General features: G+C 69.6%; 15 protein-coding genes. 5 read left to right on the top strand and 10 right to left on the bottom strand.

Going from position 1 to position 17,705, the window contains the following annotated elements; all coding sequences use genetic code 11:
• Positions 1 to 19: 19 nt before the first annotated feature.
• From NR798_RS17485 to NR798_RS17470, 4 genes are read left to right on the top strand one after another with little or no spacing between them, the layout of a single operon-like run.
• Positions 20 to 1,417, top strand: coding sequence for a cytochrome P450 (locus NR798_RS17485; protein WP_375772616.1), 1,398 nt, complete (start codon positions 20 to 22; stop codon positions 1,415 to 1,417).
• A gap of 41 nt (positions 1,418 to 1,458) precedes the next feature.
• On the top strand, positions 1,459 to 3,861 hold the full coding sequence (locus NR798_RS17480; RefSeq protein WP_375772615.1) for a YfhO family protein: 2,403 nt from the start codon (positions 1,459 to 1,461) through the stop codon (positions 3,859 to 3,861).
• An 11-nt stretch (positions 3,862 to 3,872) separates the two neighbouring features.
• Positions 3,873 to 4,514 (top strand): hypothetical protein, encoded by a 642-nt coding sequence (locus tag NR798_RS17475; RefSeq protein WP_375772614.1) that lies wholly within the window; start codon positions 3,873 to 3,875, stop codon positions 4,512 to 4,514.
• A 2-nt stretch (positions 4,515 to 4,516) separates the two neighbouring features.
• Entirely contained in the window at positions 4,517 to 4,996 is a 480-nt protein-coding gene (locus NR798_RS17470; RefSeq protein ID WP_375772613.1) for an SMI1/KNR4 family protein, read from the top strand.
• Positions 4,997 to 5,122: 126 nt separating this feature from the next.
• Here NR798_RS17470 and NR798_RS17465 read toward each other — a convergent pair whose 3' ends face one another.
• Genes NR798_RS17465 through NR798_RS17450 form a run of 4 tightly spaced genes read right to left on the bottom strand, consistent with a single transcriptional unit; the run spans position 5,123 to position 11,843 of the window.
• Entirely contained in the window at positions 5,123 to 6,520 is a 1,398-nt protein-coding gene (locus tag NR798_RS17465; RefSeq protein ID WP_375772612.1) for a hypothetical protein, read from the bottom strand.
• A 17-nt stretch (positions 6,521 to 6,537) separates the two neighbouring features.
• Positions 6,538 to 7,431: a sigma factor-like helix-turn-helix DNA-binding protein gene (locus tag NR798_RS17460; protein WP_375772611.1), complete on the bottom strand. Its 894-nt coding sequence runs from the start codon at positions 7,429 to 7,431 to the stop codon at positions 6,538 to 6,540.
• A complete protein-coding gene (locus NR798_RS17455) occupies positions 7,428 to 10,550 on the bottom strand; it encodes a tetratricopeptide repeat protein (protein WP_375772610.1) in 3,123 nt (1,040 codons plus the stop codon). Before NR798_RS17455 ends, NR798_RS17460 begins: the two co-directional genes overlap by 4 nt.
• A gap of 51 nt (positions 10,551 to 10,601) precedes the next feature.
• The gene (locus tag NR798_RS17450; RefSeq protein ID WP_375772609.1) at positions 10,602 to 11,843 is read right to left on the bottom strand and encodes a cytochrome P450; all 1,242 of its coding nucleotides are present in this window, start codon (positions 11,841 to 11,843) and stop codon (positions 10,602 to 10,604) included.
• Positions 11,844 to 12,001: 158 nt separating this feature from the next.
• Here NR798_RS17450 and NR798_RS17445 point away from each other — a divergent pair, with 158 nt between their 5' ends.
• Positions 12,002 to 12,499, top strand: a complete 498-nt coding sequence (locus NR798_RS17445; protein WP_375772608.1) for a PilZ domain-containing protein — start codon at positions 12,002 to 12,004, stop codon at positions 12,497 to 12,499.
• 16 nt (positions 12,500 to 12,515) lie between these two features.
• On the opposite strand, the gene ribD is transcribed toward NR798_RS17445, so the two are convergent.
• The 6 genes from ribD to acpP all read right to left on the bottom strand — a co-directional run bounded on the left by ribD (position 12,516) and on the right by acpP (position 17,642).
• A complete protein-coding gene (gene ribD, locus NR798_RS17440; protein ID WP_375772607.1) occupies positions 12,516 to 13,688 on the bottom strand; it encodes a bifunctional diaminohydroxyphosphoribosylaminopyrimidine deaminase/5-amino-6-(5-phosphoribosylamino)uracil reductase RibD in 1,173 nt (390 codons plus the stop codon).
• Between the two features lie 6 nt (positions 13,689 to 13,694).
• Entirely contained in the window at positions 13,695 to 14,192 is a 498-nt protein-coding gene (gene nrdR, locus NR798_RS17435) for a transcriptional regulator NrdR (protein WP_375772606.1), read from the bottom strand.
• A 44-nt stretch (positions 14,193 to 14,236) separates the two neighbouring features.
• Positions 14,237 to 15,493: a serine hydroxymethyltransferase gene (gene glyA / locus NR798_RS17430; protein WP_375772605.1), complete on the bottom strand. Its 1,257-nt coding sequence runs from the start codon at positions 15,491 to 15,493 to the stop codon at positions 14,237 to 14,239.
• Positions 15,494 to 15,525: 32 nt separating this feature from the next.
• A complete protein-coding gene (gene rpiB / locus NR798_RS17425) occupies positions 15,526 to 15,975 on the bottom strand; it encodes a ribose 5-phosphate isomerase B (RefSeq protein WP_375772604.1) in 450 nt (149 codons plus the stop codon).
• 90 nt (positions 15,976 to 16,065) lie between these two features.
• Entirely contained in the window at positions 16,066 to 17,322 is a 1,257-nt protein-coding gene (gene fabF, locus NR798_RS17420) for a beta-ketoacyl-ACP synthase II (protein WP_375772603.1), read from the bottom strand.
• Positions 17,323 to 17,399: 77 nt separating this feature from the next.
• Positions 17,400 to 17,642 carry an acyl carrier protein gene (acpP, locus tag NR798_RS17415; RefSeq protein ID WP_375772602.1) on the bottom strand — a complete coding sequence of 81 codons (243 nt, stop codon included), beginning with the start codon at positions 17,640 to 17,642 and terminating at the stop codon, positions 17,400 to 17,402.
• Between the last annotated feature and the right edge of the window lie 63 nt (positions 17,643 to 17,705).

Genomic DNA, 17,705 nt, shown 5'->3' with positions numbered 1-17,705 from the left:
TCTGCCAGGAGTTCCAAGCGTGTCCGCCCCCCCCGCCCCCAAGTCCATCCCCCGCCTCAAAGACGAGCCGCTGCCGCTAGGCAGTCTCCGTGAATTCACCTCGCAGCAGCTCTCCTTCTTCATGAGGGTGGCCCGGGAGTGCCCGGACATTGGCACCATCCGCCTCGGGCCCGCGCGCTTCCACATCGTCTCCTCGCCCGCCATGTTCTCCGCCGTCTTCGCGGGCCACGGTGAGCTCTTCGCGCCGAGCGAGATCGTCCGCCACCTGCGGCCCCTGTTCGGGCCCAACAGCCTGCTGCTGCTGCACGGCGCGCCGCACCGGGAACAGCGGCGGCTGATGGCGCCCGTCTTCCAGCCCCGCCGCGTCGCGAGCCTCGACAAGGGAATGACGCAGCTGGGGGCCGACACCGTGGAGGGCTGGAGTGACGGGCAGCTGCTCTGCGTCACCGAGGAGATGATGCACCTCACCCTGCGCGTCGTGGGCAAGACGCTCTTCGGGGTGGACTTCAAGCACGAGGCCTCGGACCTGAGTGAGGCGGTCTCGACGTGCATCAAACATGCGGAGTACCTGACCGGCAATCCGCTGGCCCTCCCCTTGTCCTGGCCCACCTCGCGCAACCGCCGCACGCGCCAGGCCCTCGCGCTGCTGTCGCGCCGGATGAAGGAGTTGATCGCCGAGCGGCGCCGCAGCGGACAGGACAGCGGCGATCTGCTCTCGATGATGCTCGCGCACCGGGATGAGGATGGCTGCGGACTGGACGAGGAGCAGCTCCGGGATCACTGCGTGACCCTCTTCTCGGCGGGCCACGAGACGACGGCGACGTTCCTGAGCTGGGTGTGGTCCCTGCTCCTGCAGCACCCCGAGGTGTACGAGAAGCTCCAGCACGAGGTGGACACCGTCCTGGGAGGGCGGATGCCGACGTCCGAGGACGTCAAGCAGCTGCCCTTCATGCAGCAGGTGTTGAAGGAGACGCTGCGGATGTATCCGCCCTCGCACCTGCAGGGACGCACGGTGCTCAAGGACGTGGAGCTCGAAGGCTATGCGCTGGCCAAGGGCGACTCCCTGCTGCTCTCCCCCTATGTGCTCCACCGCAACGAGGAGTTCTACCCCGAGCCCGAGCGCTTCCGTCCCGAGCGCTTCAGCCCCGAGCAGGAGAAGCAGCGTCCACGCCATGCCTTCATGCCCTTCGGGGGCGGGCCGAACGTGTGCATCGGCAACCACTTCGCCATGCTCGAGGCCACCCTGCTGATGGGCCTGATGATGCAGCGGGTGCGCTTCGAGCTGCTCCCGGGGCAGGACATGAAGCCGCAGCCGATGCTCACCTTGCAGGTCAGCAAATTCAACGTGCGGGTGCACCGCCGAGAGAGCCTTGGGGCCCATGGGACGCAGGGGGAGGCCCGGGCACTCGCCTCGTGAGCCGGGAGGAACCGGGCGGAGCAAACCACCACCTCGAAGCCATGCCCCTCTCCCAGCAGGCCAGAGCCCGCATCGCGGTGGTGGCCGCCGCCTTCGCCCTCCCCTTGCTGTATTTCCACCGGGCGGCCTTCTCGGAGAAGATCTTCGCCTCGCGCGACATCCTCCGCGTCTACTACCCGCTCAAGCAGTACTGGGCCGAGCGGGTGTCGCAGCTCCAGTTCCCGGACTGGTACCCGTACAACGCGCTGGGGCAGCCCTACCCGGGCATGCTCATCTCCGGGGCGTTCCACCCGGCCAACCTGCTCTACCTGCTGCTGCCGGTGGGGACGGCGCTCAAGCTCATCACCCTGCTCTCTTACGTAGCGGCGCTGGGCGGCACGTACCTGTTCGCCCGCCTCTGGGGCCTGGGCCTGGGGGCGGCGCTGCTCTCGGGGCTCACCTACGCGCTGTGCGGCTACATGGTGGGCATCAGCAACAACCTGCTCTACCTCATGGCGGCCAGCACGTTTCCCTGGGCCCTCTGGGGCGCCGAGCGCTTCCTGCGCCAGCCCTCCGTGGGCCGCGCCGCCGCCGCCGCCCTCCCGCTGAGCCTGGTCCTCCTCAGCGGTGACGCCCAGAGCTTCGCGATGTGCAACGGCATGCTGCTGGTGCTCGTGCTGCTGCGCCCGGACCGCGCGGGCGCGCTGCGGATGGCCCCCCGGGCCGGCCTGCTCATCGTGCTCGGCGCGCTGCTGTCCGCGGTGCAGATCCTCCCCGTCCTCACCACGGTGAAGAACGCCTGGCCCAGCGCTCCGACACTCCAGTGGGCCACCTTCTTCTCCTTCCATCCCCTGCGGCTGCTCGAGCTCGCCTTCGGAGCGCTCTTCCTCGATCCGGAGTCGGGGACGGCGGCCTCGAGCGTCATGGCCGATGAGCTGTTCAAGACGGGCATGGGGGGCTTCTGGGTGTCCTCGGTGTACATGGGGCTCCCGGCCGTGCTGCTGCTGGGAGGCGCCCTGTGGCACTGGCGGCGCCACCCGCTGACCTGGAAGGTGTCCGGCGTCACGCTCGCGCTGCTCGCCCTGACGATGGCGCACCAGCTGCCGCTGTACCGCTGGTTCTACGAGTGGATTCCCCTCTGGAACGCCTTCCGCTACCCGGAGAAGCTGCTGCCCTACATCCTGTTTCCGCTCGCCCTCGGTGCTGGCGCCGGGATGGAGGCCGTCCTGCGCGACCCCGCCGTGGCACGGCGTTTCGGCCGGGCCGGGTTCGTCCTCGCGGGGGTCTGCGGGCTGCTCGCGCTGGGCGAGTGGCAACTGCGGCTGTTCTCGGGCGGGGTGATCCACTCCCTCTGGGAGAAGGCGGACCCGCTCACCTTGCAGGTGCTGCACGGCAACTTCATCCAGGCCGCCGGGGTGGGCGCCGTCACGCTCGCGCTGATGGGCGCGGTGCTGGCGCGGACCCTCCCCCCGGCGCAATGCGTGGCGGCCATCCTCGGGCTCCAGTTCGCCGTCCTCTACCTGGCCAACGAGGGCACCTACCACGTGACCTACACGGACGTGCTGGAGCAGCCCACCCCCTTCGTGGAGCTCATCCTGAAACGGGAGGCGGAGGCGGGCCCGGTGCGGCCGCGGGTCTTCGGGGGCGCGAATGATCTCTCACCGCGCCACGTGCCCGAGGGCCTCCATCCCGTGGACCTCATGTCCCTCAACTACGCCGCGGGGCTCGCGCCGGACACGCCCGCGCTCTGGCACCTGGAGAGTGCCGGGCCCTACCTTCCCGCTGCCTCCCGGCGCATGGCCGGGCTGCTCTACTCGCCCGACTCCTCCAACCTCTGGCTGGGCCGTCTCTCCGGCCTCTACCACGTGCGCTACCTCACCCTGGAGGCACGCGCCTACCAGGAGGCCTCTGGCAACCGGGACGTCATCCTCGCCGAGGATCCCCGCGTGGGAACGGGGGTGGTGCTGCTGGGCAATCCCAAGACGCTGCCTCGCGCCTACCTGGCCACGCCCGTCTGCGTGCCGGATGAGAGCGCCGCGCGCGCCCTCGTCCTCTCACGCTCCTTCCGCCCCGGACAACAGGCCGTGTTGGAGTGCCCACCCGGCACCCCGCGCGACGAGGCACCGCCCTCCCCCGGAGAGCCCGGCCAGGTGCGCATCATCCACTACGCGCCGGAGTCCGTGGAGCTCGAGGTGGACGCACGCGCGCCGTCGGCCCTGGTGCTCAACGACGCCTTCTACGACGGGTGGAGCGCCACCCTGGACGGGCAGCCCACCCCCCTCCTGCCGGCCAACATCGCGGTGCGGGGCGTGCGAGTCCCCGCGGGCACCCACCGCGTCTCCTTCACCTACCGCACTCCGCGGCTGGTGCTCGGGGCGAGCATCTCCCTTGCCACCCTGGCGGTGCTCGGGCTCGCGGTGCTCGTGGAGCGCCGCAAGCGGGCGACTGGAGCGAAGCCCCAATGAGGCAGGGCCGGATGGCACTGTTACTGGTGCTCCTGGCCACGTGTGGGACGGCACAAGGAGCGGGCGGGGCTGGTGCCTCGCCATCACCCGGGGTTCAACCCGCGACGAAGAAGGAACTGCCCTGGCTGACGGTGCCGGGCGGGCGCATGAAGACCACCCTCTTCTATGGCCCGTGGCAGTGCAGGCAGCAGTTCATGCGGAGCTGCCAGCAGGAGTGCGCCCAGAAGGGCCACCAACTCATGGGCTGTATGTGGCTGGCTGACCTCAAGCTGGATTGGGAGGGAAGCCTCGTCGCCTTGCCTGTTCCCGTCAAAGCCGGTAGCCGCTACGGCATCTGGCACTGCTGCTGTGACTACCCTGAGTTGTCGAAGGAAAAGAACGAGACCCAGCGCGCCCAGTGGGACGGCTTCAGGGACTCGTTCCGGGACGACTGGTCAAAGAGGTTCGGGAAGTGGCCCTTGGAGAACGGGGACAATTGGCCAGGGCACCACATTCACGATCTCAAGCACGGTGGCAATCCGATCGACCCCAACAACATCATTCCCGCGCAGCCGGGTGTGCATAAGGCCTTCAACAAGGCGTATCCCGCCTGCTACAGCGGCCAGCCGCCCTGGAATACAGCAGGGCCCGACCTGCCCTACACGGACACCTGACGATGGCCTCGTCCATGCGCCAACTGCTCGAAGAGGTCTCACGCGACCACTTCCCGTATCCCCCAGCGACTCCTGGGGAGATCGAGGAGTTCGAACAGAGGGTGGGTTGGAGATTGGACGCGGACCTGCGGGCCTTCTACCTGCATTGCAACGGGGCGGAGCTGTTCAAACAACGACCGGGTTGCCCCTACCGCATCCTCCCCTTGTCCGAGATCATCCGGGCACGGATGGCCATCTACGACGAGGATGACGACCGGTGGGGTCCGGCCTCGGCCTATGCCCTCTGCTACGTGCAGGACGGTGATTACGTGGTGGTGGATGCAGGCCGGCAGGAAGACGGCCGTTATCCGCTCATCGACGGCTGGCACGAAGCATGGCCCGACCCGAAGCAGTGCGGTCAGCTCGCGGGTTCCTTCTCGGAGTTCCTGGAGCAGGCACTGAGGAGCAACGGGCGCAAGTTCTGGTTGAAGCGTGCGCCATAGCCACGCGATGGCTCAGGTCAGGCCTTCTTCGAGCCCTTGATGTAGCTCGCCATCGCCTCCAGGTCCGAGATGATGGCCTTCTTGAAGCTGCCCAGCAGCAGCCGGCCGAACAGCTCCCGGCTCCGCTCAGCGCCCGGGCGCGTTCACCAGTGTGACCGAGAGCCTGCTCCGGCCGAAATCGTAGGTGAAGGCGCCCGACGTGGCGTTTTCCGAGAAGTACGTCTCCGGGGACATGAGCCACTCGTCTCCGCTGTCCGAGTCCCAATCCATCACCCGGATGCGGAACGTGGGAGCCTGGGTCTTGATCGTATAGAAGCGGTTGCGCGGCATCCGCCCGGCCAGGCTGTGCCAGGTGTTCATGGGCGGGTTCTGCCAGACCCACGACACCTGGGCACCGCTGTCGCCATCGACAATGCCTTCCGTGTAGCCCTCGTGGGAGTCCGCGCCCTTGCCGTCGCTGAAGAAGAAGTTGAAGTAGGGGTCGGACAGGTCGCCGCTGCCGTCCTGGTTGGAGGCGATGTAGAGCGAGTTGAGGGTGATCTCCACCGCGTAGGGATTGCAGTCGAAGTCGCGCGAGAAGCTGGTGGTGGTCTTGAAGTAACGGCTCACCAGATGCGCGGGATCGAACGTCAGCTCGCCCGGGAAGACCGGCCCGTCATCCTTGTCGTCCCAACCCCACGGCGCATTGGCCGAGTTGCTGGAGCAGCTCGCGCCGTCGCCACAGGTGCCTCCGTCGTCACCCCGGAAGGTTCCGAAGTTGGCGAAGGTGCTGGTGTCGAAGCGGTGATCCCACAGCCCCCCGGCCGCGAAGATGTCGATGAGCTGGTAGTAGGCCGCCGGCTGGGAGTTGGCGCTGGAAGGCGTCGCGGGAGCGGTGGCCGTCTCGTACCCGAGCCAGGGCTTGGAGGGGTAATACCAGATGCCGTCACCGTCCTGGACGTGGCTGCCCCCGTAGGCATACAGCCCGTGCCCCTTCGCCTCCTGGTACGTCATCGGATGGCCGCTCGAGAGCAGCAGCGAGCCGTCGATGCCCTCGGCGTTCGCGGAGAAGTGCGTGCCGCCCGCCGTGTAGCTGTAGTGGTCCGTGTGCGCGACGGTGACGGCACCCTCCAGCTGGCCGTACTGGGTGCCATCCCGGTAAACGGTGAGCAGCAGCCCCTCCAGATCGTTCTCGTGCTCCGTGTCGAACACCGTGTCCGACCAGTCCTGCGGGTGGTAGACGGCGTACAGGATGTACCAGTGCGTCGGCGTGCTCGTGACGCTGTAGTACACGTACGGGAGCGGGTTGCTGGTCAGCGCATCGGCCGCCTCCCAGTTGTCGTTCAGGATCCAATCCCCGTCGAAGTCGATCCGCGACAGCATGTCCGCGCGGTACTTCGTGGAATCGGCGTCCTGGTGGTGCACCGGGGCGTAGCGCCAGGCCAGGTCCCGGTTGAAGGTGGCATTGCAGGCCGCCTCGGCGTCGAGCGGCACGGCGGCGGCCGCCAGGAGCAGCGAACACAGCAAGGGGAGTCGCAACGGCATGGGTCTTCCTTTCCCACTCAATCCATCAACCGGTTGAGGCTGAGATCCAACCGGCTGCTCACCAGCCCCAGCAGACTCTCCAGCTCGGCGCCCTCGAGCTTCAGCCGGGAGGCCAGCTCCCCCCGGGTCAGCTTCAGCAACCGCTCGCGGGCCTGCATCACCCTGCGCGCGATGCTCGAGCGGGGCTCGCCATACATCGTCGCGAGCCGATCCATGGTGAGGCCATGGATGTGGTGCAGGCGCAGCAGGGCCCGCTCGCGCTCGGGCATGACGGCCAGTGCCGTCCGCAGCGCGGTGGCGAGCACCTGGCGCGAGTCCTCCTTGAGCAGATCCTTCTCCGGATCGTCCGGCGCCAGCATGCGCGCGAGCGTCTCCGGCGGCTCGTCGAAGAGCTCCTGGCGCCCGTCCTGGCTCGCCAGCTCGCCCACGATGCGCACCCCGATGATGCGCACCCAGGCCAGCAACGGGCCCCGGCCCGAGTAGTCGGCGATCCTCGGAGGCGTGTCGCCCCGGCCCAGCAGCAGCCGCTGGCGCATCACCTGGAGCACCTCGTCCACGGTGGACTCGGGAAGCTGCCCGAGCCGCGCGGGCACCTTCTGGAGGACATGCTGCTCGAAGGCAAGCAGGGCCTGGCGCTCCCCCGCGGCACAGGCGCACGCGAGGTAGAGATCGGCCCCATGAAGCTGGCGCAGCACCTCGGCGGCGCCCTCTGCCGGCAGGTGCCGCGCCAGGTGCCGCACGAAGGTCTCCGCCGGGAGCGTGACGGAGGGCCACGCCACCCGCCCCTTCTCCAGCAACTCCCGCAGGAGCGTCTCCAGCCCCTCCACCTCCTCCAACCCGGCGCTCCGCTCTGGCGGCACCTGGGCCCGCAGCAGCGCCGTGAGCGAGTCCTCGTCCCGTGTCCCACTCATGGCGTGGCCGCCTCCCGGGCCACCGAGGACGGAGCCGGGTGCCGCTGCTGCCAGTCCTGCACCTCCCGCAGCTCCAGGCTCGCCCGCGTCCCCAGCGCGGTCATCTGGGCCCGGGCCTCCTCCGCCAGGGCGGCGGCACGCGAGAGCTCCACCGCGGGGTCCCCCTCTCCGAGCGCCCGGGCCAGCAGGAAGGAGACCCACGCCTCATCGAGCGGATCCCTCGGGGCACGCTGGTGCACCCGCCGGGCACGCTCGAGCAACGGCACGGCGTGCTGCGCCTCACCGAGCGCCAGGTGGGCCTCCGCGGCGCAGGCGAGATCGAACGCGACGTCCGGGGTCTCCGGCCCCTGCGCCCGCTCATCGCTCTTCAGGGCGCGCTGGCAGTACGCGAGGGCCTTCTGGGGCGCACCGGCTGTCAGCTCGAGCCGGGCCAGGGGGCGCAGCGCGTTGTTGACCGTGGCGCTGTCCGGGCCGTTCTCCTTCTCCAACAGCCGCAAGGCACGCAGCAGGTTGCGCCGCGCCTCGTCGAGGTGGCCCATCCGGTGCTGGACGAGGCCCATGTACATCAACGGCGAGGCGGCCCGCGGCGACTCCGGTCCCAGCGTGCGCTGGATGCGCTCCAGGGCCTGCCGCTGGTAGCCGAGCGCCTCGTCGAGACGCTGCGAGTCATAGGACACCATCCCGAGCGCGCAGAGCGCGGTGGCGGTGTTGGGGTGGTCCGGGCCCTTGCTGCTCTCGAAGATGGCGAGCGCCCGCTGGAGATACTGCCGCGCCTCGTCCAACCGGCCCTGCTCACGCAGGGCCACGCCGAGGTTGTTGAGCGGGGGGGCGAGGCTGGCATGGTCCGGGGAGCGTGACGCCTCCAGGAGCGTCAGGGCGCGGTGCCAGGCGGCGATGGCTTCGTCGCGCCGTCCCAGGGACAGCAGCTGCGTGGCGAGGTTGCTGAGGTTGAGGGCGAGCCCGGGGTGCTCGGGGCCCCAGAGGCGCTCACGCAGCTCCTGGGCCTGACGGTACAGCGCCAGCGCCTCCGCGGGCCGTTCCTGGCGGGAGCGCACCCGGCCCAGGCTGGAGAGGAAATAGGAGGTGCGCAGGCTGTCGGGCCCGTACACCTTGCGCGACAGCTCCAGGCCCTGGGTGAACTCCTCGTCCGCCTGCTCCAGCTTGCCCTGGACCAGCCGCACCCCACCCATCCGCAGGTGCAGGTCCGTGGCGATGGCCGGGAAACGCTCCCGCCCCAGCCGCTCCACCACGGCCCGGGCATGCTGGGCGAGCCGATCCGCCTCCCCCACTCGCGCCATCTGATCCCCCACGATCCACACGAGGAGGACCCACACGCGCGCCACCGTCTCGTCGTCGCGGCCGGCCTCGGCGGCCCAAAGGGCGCGGTAGAGGCTGTCCTCGGCCTCCTTCGCCTTGCCGGCGTGGCCGTGGAGCTGTCCGTGGAGCAGGAGTATCTCGGCCTCCAACGGCCGGTAGTCGAGCGCGTCCACCTCCTGGAGGAGGGCCGACGTCAACTCGATGCCCTCGGCATGCCGGCCCGCCTCCATGCGGGCGCGGGCCTCGGCCAGCCTGCGGCGGGCGGCGTCCACGCGGGGACGGAGCACCTCGGGCGGCTGGGGCCGGGTGGAGGCCGCCGGGGCATCCCTGCACCCGGCGAGCCCCTCGAGCGAGGCCACCAACTGCGGCACGTTCTGCACCGTCTGCGCGTCCGCCTTCTCCAACACCTCGGTGACGGCGGCGAACTGCCACAGCCGGGCGTCGAGGCACGCGGCCGTCTGCCAGGCGAGGCCCGGGCTTCCCTCGTCCGCCACCAGGCAGGACTCGGTGCGCAGCGAGCGCCAGAGGGAGGCGTGCTCATCCAGCGCGGTGGAGAGCTTCTCCCAGGCGGCCGCGGCATAGGGCTTGTTCGTGGCGAGGAAGGCCGCGCGCACCCGCTCCTGGCGTCCGGGCCCCCAGGCCGCGTCGAGCTTCTGCGCCTCCTGCGCGCAGCGCGCCTCGCGCCGGTGCGCCGCCACGTACCCCATGGCCACGCCCAGCAGACAGGCCACGGCGGCGGACGCGGCCACCCAGGTGCGCACGCGGCTGGGACCCGGGGTGAGGGCCACCAGCAGGGCCTCCATGGAGGGGAAGCGCTCCTCGGGCCGGGGCCGCAACCCGCGCAGCACCGCGTTGCGCACCCGGGCGGGGACCTTCGTGTCGCGTCCGGGCGCCCTCACCTTGCCCTCCCGCGCGGCCCGGCCGAGCTCCCGCAGGCTCACCCCATCGAAGGGCCGCACTCCGTAGAGGGCCTCGTAGAGGGCCACGCAGAAGCTGAACTGGTCCGAGCTCGCGTCCGCCCCGTGGCCCTCGAGCTGCTCCGGAGCCATGTAGGCCGGAGTCCCCAGCAGCGCGCCCGTCCGGGTGAGCAGCTCGAGGGAGTCCTCCTCCAGCGGGACGGGAGCCTCCGGCGGCCCTCCCCCGGGCGTCGCGGGCCGGGCCAACCCGAAGTCCGTCACCCGCGCCCGGCCATCCCGGCCCACGAGGACGTTGGCGGGCTTGAAGTCGCGGTGCACCAGGCCCGCCGCATGCGCGGCCGCCAGCCCCCGCCCCGCGTCCCGGAAGACCCGCAGCACCTCCCGCCACGGGCGCGGCTCCTTGAGCCAGTCCGCCAGCGTAGTGCCGTCCACCAGCTCCAGGGCCAGGAAGACGCCGTCTCCGCACATGCCCACGTCGTGCACGGCGACGACGTGGGGATGGGAGAGCCGGGCAAGCGCCTGCGCCTCGCGCAACAGCCGCAGCCGCAGTTCCTCCACATGGCGTCCCTCGGGGCGCAGCAGCTTCAGGGCCACCTGCCGGTCCAGCTCCGGGTCATACGCCGCGTACACCACCCCCATGGCCCCGGAGCCGAGCCGCTCCTGCACCACGTACCGGGAGAGGGTGGCGCCCCGGGCCAGCGGCTCACCGCCCCCAGCCGCGGGCACGTCCGGGACACCGGCCGTGGGTGTGGAGTCACCGCCCGCCGCCAGCGCCCGCTGGCAACCGGCACAGCCCTCCACGTGAGCCAGTACTTCCTCTCTGCGCGCCTCCGGCAGCAGCCCCACCAGGAAGTCGCTCAGCGTCGTTTCGTCCGGGCACCCCATCCAAGGCCCAAATTATCAGACTCTTGGATTCCTGGGGTACCGGAATTGTCCTTAAAGCATGACCTCCAGGTCTTTCATCTGACGGATGACAGGGTGGGGCGCGAAGGACGGGGGCTTCACCATGCGCAGCTCCGGGAAGCGGCGCAGGAGCGAGCCGACGGCGAGCTGCACCTCGAGCCGCGCCAGGCTCGCCCCGATGCAGTAGTGGGCCCCGTGGCCGAAGGCGATGCTGGCGTTGGTGTTGCGCCGCACATCGAAGACCTCGGCCTTGTCGAACACGGCCTCGTCGCGCCCCATGCTGGTGAGCAGGATGAGCATCATCTGCCCCTTGCGGATCTTCGCCCCGCCGAGCTCCACGTCCTCGAGCGGGTAGCGGGAGACGCCCACCTTCCCGAAGTGGTCGAAGCGGAGCACCTCCTCGATGACGTTCTTGAGGAGCTCGGGATCCGTCTTCACCTGCGCGAGCACCTCGGGCCGCTCCAGGATGTGGAACACGGTGAAGGCGATGAGGTGCATGGTGGTCTCGAAGCCTCCCACGATGAGGCTGGACACCAGCGAGAGCAGCTCCTGGTTGTTGAGCTTATCGCCCTGCTCCTCGGTCTGGATGAGGGTGGTGAGGATGTCGTCCGGCAGGGGGTTGCGGCGCCGATCGTCGATCGTCGCATGGAGCAGCCGGACGCCCTCGGCGAGGTCCGTGCGCAGTGCCGGCACCTCCTCGGGGCGCAGCAGGGTGGGGATGATGCTCTTGACCACCGCGTACGTGAAGCGCAGGAAGAGCGCCTCCTGGCCCTTGGGCATCTTCAGCATGGTGCCGATGACGCGGGACGGGACATGCTCGGCGAGCTCCGACACCACGTCGAGGCCGCCCTTGGCCGCCGCGGCGTCGAGCAGCTCATCCACGATGGCCTGGATCTCCGGCCGGAGCCGCTCGACAGCGCGCGGGGTGAGCGCGGGGCTGACGAGCTTGCGCACCCGGGCGTGATCCTGGCCGGACAGCGAGAGCAGCGAATACCGGTTGAGCTCCACGAGCTCGGGAATCGCCCCGGCGGAGCCCGCCATGGCGGCGAACTCCCAGTCCGCCCGGCTGGAGGAGAACCGCTTGGTGTCGCGCAGCACGGCGATGGCATCGTCGTACCGGGTGAGGATCCAGCCCCGGCCCTGCTCCCAGTAGAAGATGGGCGCCTCGGCGCGCAGCTTCGCGAGCGTGGGATGGGGATTGGCGTCGTACCCGGGCGCGTACGGATTGAACTGCACCGCGGGGCGGGCCTCGGGGTTCGTCGGGGGGGCGGACATCGGGGCACTCCTTGGGGGGACTTTGGGAGGAACTCCTGGGCCTTCAATCTCCTGCGGCCGAGGAGCGCCCGTCCAGGGGCCCGGGGTGATGGCGGCCCCCCACTCCCCGGGAGAGCACGGCTCTCGGAACTGTCCGAAAAACCGCTATAATGGGGCGCATGGATCTGTCCGTCTGGCTGACGAACTTCCGGGAGTTGCACGAACGCGCGCGCCGCAGGCTGCACACGAGTGATGAGCGGGCGCTGTACCTGGAGGCTCGCGAGCAGCTCGCCCGTTCGCTGCTCGCGGCCCAGGGGCACAACCTGCAACCGGGGGCCAGCGCCCGGCGCAACTTCCGCGTGCCCAAGGGGATGCACGTGGACGTCAGCTTCCGCTCCGGCGCCCTGCGCAGCCGCACCCTGGACATCTCCTCGGGAGGCTTCTCCTGCTTGCTGAGCGGCGCTCCCGGCGAGGGCCAGCTCGGCGGCTTCGTGCTGTGGATGCCCGGGCAGGACGAGGCGCCGGTGGTGGGCCGGGCGCGCATCGTCACGGCCGCCCCGCCCTCGGAGCAGGGCACCCAGCGCGTCTCCTTCACCTTCGTGGACGTGAGCGACGAGGACCACGAGCGGCTGGAGATGCTGATCTTCGACCTGGCGCTCGGCTACATCGTGGCCTGAGCGGCCGCGCGGGCCTTCACTTCGGCTCGGAGAGCCGGGCGCGCAGGAGCAGATCCTCGCCGACCTGCTCGAAGGAGAGCTTCCCCACGGTGAGCGCCCGGCCCATCTGCTTGACGCCGAGCGAGCCGGACCAGGACAAGCCCTCGCTGCCGATGAGCTTGGGGGCGACGAAGAGCAGCAACTCGTCCGCCAGCGACTCGCGCAGGAACGAGCCGTACATCTCCGCCCCACCCTCCACCAGCACGTGGTTGAGGCCCTCCTTGGCGAGGCGGCGCATCAGCGCCTCGAGGTCCACGCGCCCCTGCTTGCCGGGCATCTGCCAGACCTCGGCGCCCGCGGCGAGGAAGCGCTTCGCCTTGCGGCCGGCGGGGTCCTCCAGCGTGGCCACCACGGTGCGCGCCGGGGAGCGCTGGGTGAAGACGGTCAGCTTCGGGGACAGGCGCAGGTGCGAGTCCACCACCACGCGCACCGGATCCTTCCCGCTGCCCTCGGAGAGCCGGGTGGTGAGCTGCGGATTGTCCCGCTGCACGGTGGTGGCGCCCACGAGGATGACGTCCACCTGGTTGCGCAGCCGGTGCACCCAGGCCCGGGCCTGCTCGCCCGTCACCCAGCGCGAGTCCCCCGTGGCGGTGGCCAGCTTGCCATCCAGCGTCACCGCGGCCTTGAGGGTGACGTAGGGCAGGCCGGTGCTCACCGCCTTGAAGAAGGGCCGGTTGAGCGTGTCGGCCTCGTCCTTGAGCACGCCGGTGACGACCTCGACGCCCGCGCGCCGCAGCCGCGCCACGCCCTTGCCATTCACCTTCGGGTTGGGATCGGACGAGGCGGTGAAGACGCGGCGCACGCCGGCATCGAGCACGGCCTGGCTGCACGGCGGGGTGCGCCCGTAGTGGTCACACGGCTCCAGCGTCGTGTAGAGGTCCGCCCCGCGCGCCTTGGCGCCCGCGGCCTCCAGCGCCACCACCTCGGCGTGCGCCGTGCCGGCCCGCCGGTGGTAGCCGCGCGCGATGATGCGGCCGCCCTTCACCAGCACCGCCCCCACCACCGGGTTGGGGCTGGTGCGGCCGAGTCCCTTGGCGGCCTCCTCCAGCGCCAGGCGCATGAAGAACTCCGCCACCGCCCGGTCGAAGTCCGCCGCGCGCTTCGCCCGGGGGGTGCGCCGCTGCATCCGCGCTCGCGTCAAGAGCCGCATCGCCCGTCAACCGTCCTTGCCCGCGGGACGCGGCGGCTTGAGCTCCCGCGTCCGGTCCGACAGCAGGTCCTTCAGCTCCTCCATGAACTCGGAGATGTCGCGGAAGCTCCGGTACACCGAGGCGAAGCGGACATAGGCCACCTCGTCCAGCTCGTGCAGCCGGCGCATCACCTCCTCGCCGATGACCGACGAGGGCACCTCCTTCTCCCCCATGCCCTGCAGCAGCCGCTCGATGGCGACCACCGTCTCCTCGAGCTGGTCCGCCGACACCGGCCGCTTCTCACAGGCCTTCTTCAGCCCGGCGAGCAGCTTGTCCCGGTCGAACGTCTCGCGCCGCCCGTCCTTCTTCACGATGAGCGGGTAGAGCTCCTCCACCCGCTCGTACGTGGTGAAGCGCCGCTTGCACTGCAGGCACTCGCGGCGCCGGCGGATGACGGACCCCTCGTGAGACTCGCGCGAGTCGATGACCTTGTTCTCGGCGTCCTGGCAGAAGGGGCAACGCATGGTGGGGGGGCCCTTCCCCTCCCCGGGAGGGAGAGGAAGGAAGGTTACTTCAGCCGCGAGGCGTAGAGCGGGAAGCTCCGGGTGAACTCCTGGATGCGCCCGCGGATGCTGGCCAGCCGCTTCTCGTCCGAGGCATGGTCCAACGCCTCCACGACGAAGGCGCCGATGGTGGCCATCTCCGCCTCCTTCATCCCGCGAGCCGACACGGCCGGCGTGCCCACGCGCACGCCCGACGTCACCATGGGCTTCTCCGGATCAAAGGGGATCATGTTCTTGTTCACCGTGATGCCGGCCTTGCCCAGCACCTCCTCGGCCACCTTGCCGGTGAGGTTCTTGGGGCGCAGGTCCACCAGCATCAGGTGGTTGTCCGTGCCGCCCGAGCACAGCCGCAGGCCGCCGCGCTTGAGCGCCTCGGCCAGGGCCTGGGCGTTGGCGACGATCTGCCGCTGGTACGCCTTGAACTCGGGGGTGAGCGCCTCGCGGAAGGCCACGGCCTTGGCGGCGATGACGTGCATCAGCGGACCGCCCTGGATGCCCGGGAAGATCTGGCTGTTGAGCGTCTTGCCGTACTGCTCCTTGCTCAGCACGAGGCCACCGCGCGGGCCACGCAGCGTCTTGTGCGTGGTGGAGGTGACGATGTCCGCCAGGGGCACCGGCGAGGGGTGCACGCCCGCGGCCACCAGGCCGGCGATGTGCGCCATGTCCACCATCATCGCCGCGCCCACGCTGTCGGCGATCTCGCGGAACTTCGCGAAGTCGATGGTGCGCGAGTACGCCGAGGCGCCCACCACCACCACCTTCGGCTTGTGCTCCTTGGCGAGCGCCGCGGCCTGCGCGTAGTCCAGCGTCTCCGTGTCCCGCGTCAGCCCGTAGTGGACGACCTTGTAGAGCTTGCCGGAGAAGTTGAACGCGGCGCCGTGGGTGAGGTGCCCGCCCGAGTTCAGGTCCAGCGAGAGGATGGTGTCACCGGGCTTCATCAGCGCCATGTAGGCGCCCATGTTGGCCTGGCTGCCCGAGTGCGGCTGGACGTTGACGTAGTCCGAGCCGAACAGCTCCTTGGCGCGGGAGATGGCGAGGTTCTCCGCCACGTCCACCACCTCGCAACCGCCGTAGTAGCGCTTGCCGGGGTAGCCCTCGGCGTACTTGTTCGTCAGCACCGAGCCCATCGCCTCCATCACGGCGGGGCTCACGAAGTTCTCCGAGGCGATCAGCTCCAGGCCTTCTTCCTGGCGGCGCGTCTCCTCGTGAACGACCTTGGCAATCTCCGGATCGACCTCGGCCAGCTTACGGATGTTCTCCATGGACACGCTCTCCTCGGTTGGGAACGAGGCCTTCAGCGTCCGCTCTCGGACTCGGCCTCGCGAATCTTGTCCAGGCGCTTCTGGTGCCGGCCGCCCTCGAAGGGCGTGGCCACGAAGGCCTCCACGATGCTGCGCGCCAGGCCCGCTCCGACGACGCGCTGGCCCAGGCACAGCACGTTGGCGTCGTTGTGGGCCCGCGTCATGCGCGCCTCGAACTCACTGGTGCACAGCGCCGCGCGGATGCCCCGGTACTTGTTGGCGGTGATGCTCATGCCAATCCCGGTCCCGCACACCAGCACGCCGTACTGGTACTCGCCCGCGGCCACGGCCTTGCACACCTTCTTGGCGAAGTCCGGGTAATCCACCGAGGCCGTGGTGGTGGGGCCCACGTCCTCCACCTCGACCCGCAGCTCCTGGAGCGCGCTCACCAGCTCGCGGCGCAGCTCCAGGCCCGCATGATCCGACGCGATGATAATCTTCACGTGAGCCCTCCCTCCTCCACACGGACACGGGGTGGGGAGACCCTCACCCCGGCCCTCTCCCAGAGGGAGAGGGAGTGCTGGGGTGCTGTTCTACTTGAAGCGCTTGAAGACGAGCACCGCGTTGGTGCCGCCGAAGCCGAACGAGTTGCTCATCACCGCGTCCACGCGCTGCTCCCGCGCCTGGTTGGGCACGTAGTCCAGATCGCAGTCCGGATCCGGCGTGGTGTAGTTGATGGTCGGCGGGAGCACGCCGCGCTGCAGCGTCTGCACCGCCACCACCGCCTCCGCGCCACCGGCCGCGCCCAGCATGTGGCCGGTCATGGACTTGGTGGAGGACACGGCCACCTTGCGGGCGTGCCCCCCGAAGACCGCCTTGATGGCCTTCGTCTCGTTGGCGTCATTGAACGGCGTCGAGGTGCCGTGCGCGTTGATGTAGCCGATGTCCTCGGGGTTCATCCCCGCGGACACCAGCGCCAGGCGCATGCAGCGCGCCGCGCCCTCGCCCTCGGGGGCCGGCTGCGTCACGTGGTGCGCGTCCGAGTTGGCCCCGTAGCCCACCAGCTCCGCCAGGATGTTGGCACCGCGCTTCTTCGCGGCCTCCATCTCCTCGAGCACGACGATGCCCGCGCCCTCGCCCATCACGAAGCCGTCGCGGTCCTTGTCGAACGGACGGCTGGCGGCCGACGGGTCCCCGTTGCGGTTGCTCAGCGCCTTCATCACCGAGAAGCCACCCATGCCCAGCGGGGTGATGGCGGCCTCGGAGCCTCCGGCGATGACCGCGTCCGTCTCACCCAGGCGGATGGACTTCCAGGCCTCGCCGATGGCGTGGGCGCTGGTGGCGCAGGCGGACACGGGCGCCCAGTTGGGCCCCTTGCAGCCATAGCGCATGGAGATGAGTCCCGGCGCCATGTTGATGATCATCTGGATGATGAAGAAGGGCGACAGACGGTCGAACCCCTTCTCCAGCCCCTTGCGGTGCTGCTCCTCGAGCGAGGACAGGCCACCGATGCCCGAGCCGACGATGACGCCCACCTTCTCGGGCGCATAGCCGTGGGGAGCGTCCGGCCCGACGGGCAGGCCGCTCTCCTTCACGGCCATCTCGGCCGCGGCGAGCGCATACTGGGAGAACAGGTCCATCCGGCGCACTTCGCGCTTGTCGATGAACTTCTCCGGCTCGAAGTCCTTCACCTCGCCGGCGAAGTTCGTATCGATCTTCTTCGTATCGAAGCGGGTGATGGTACCGATACCAGACTTGCCGGCGAGCATCGCCTGCCAGTTCTTCTCGGTACCGGTACCCAGGGCCGTGATGATTCCGGTGCCGGTGATGACGACTCGTCGGTTTGACACGTTGCTCTCCACTCACATACGCGCTGCTGCCATGGAACGCTGGGCGGGACCAGCGCTCCCCGGCCCTACGGTGATGCCTACTTCTTGTGGGTGTTGATGTAGTTGATGGCGTCGCCGACGGTCTTGATGTTCTCGGCCTCCTCGTCGGGGATCTCGACCTCGAACTCCTCTTCCATCGCCATCACCAGCTCCACGATGTCGAGGCTGTCCGCGCCCAGGTCCTCGATGAAGGAGGACTCCGGCTTGATCTCGTCCTCCCCCACGCCCAGCTGATCGGCGATGATGTTCTTGACCTTGGCCTCGATAGCAGAAGTCGACATAGGTATTGAACCCTCCAGGAACCACGTGGCGGTCCGGCATACTCCCCGGACCTACGTAAAGGC

Source organism: Archangium gephyra, assembly GCF_042230915.1.
Classification (GTDB): domain Bacteria; phylum Myxococcota; class Myxococcia; order Myxococcales; family Myxococcaceae; genus Archangium; species Archangium gephyra_B.
The sequence above is the reverse complement of the archived record's forward strand: the minus strand, read 5'-3'. Positions and strand labels throughout refer to the sequence as shown.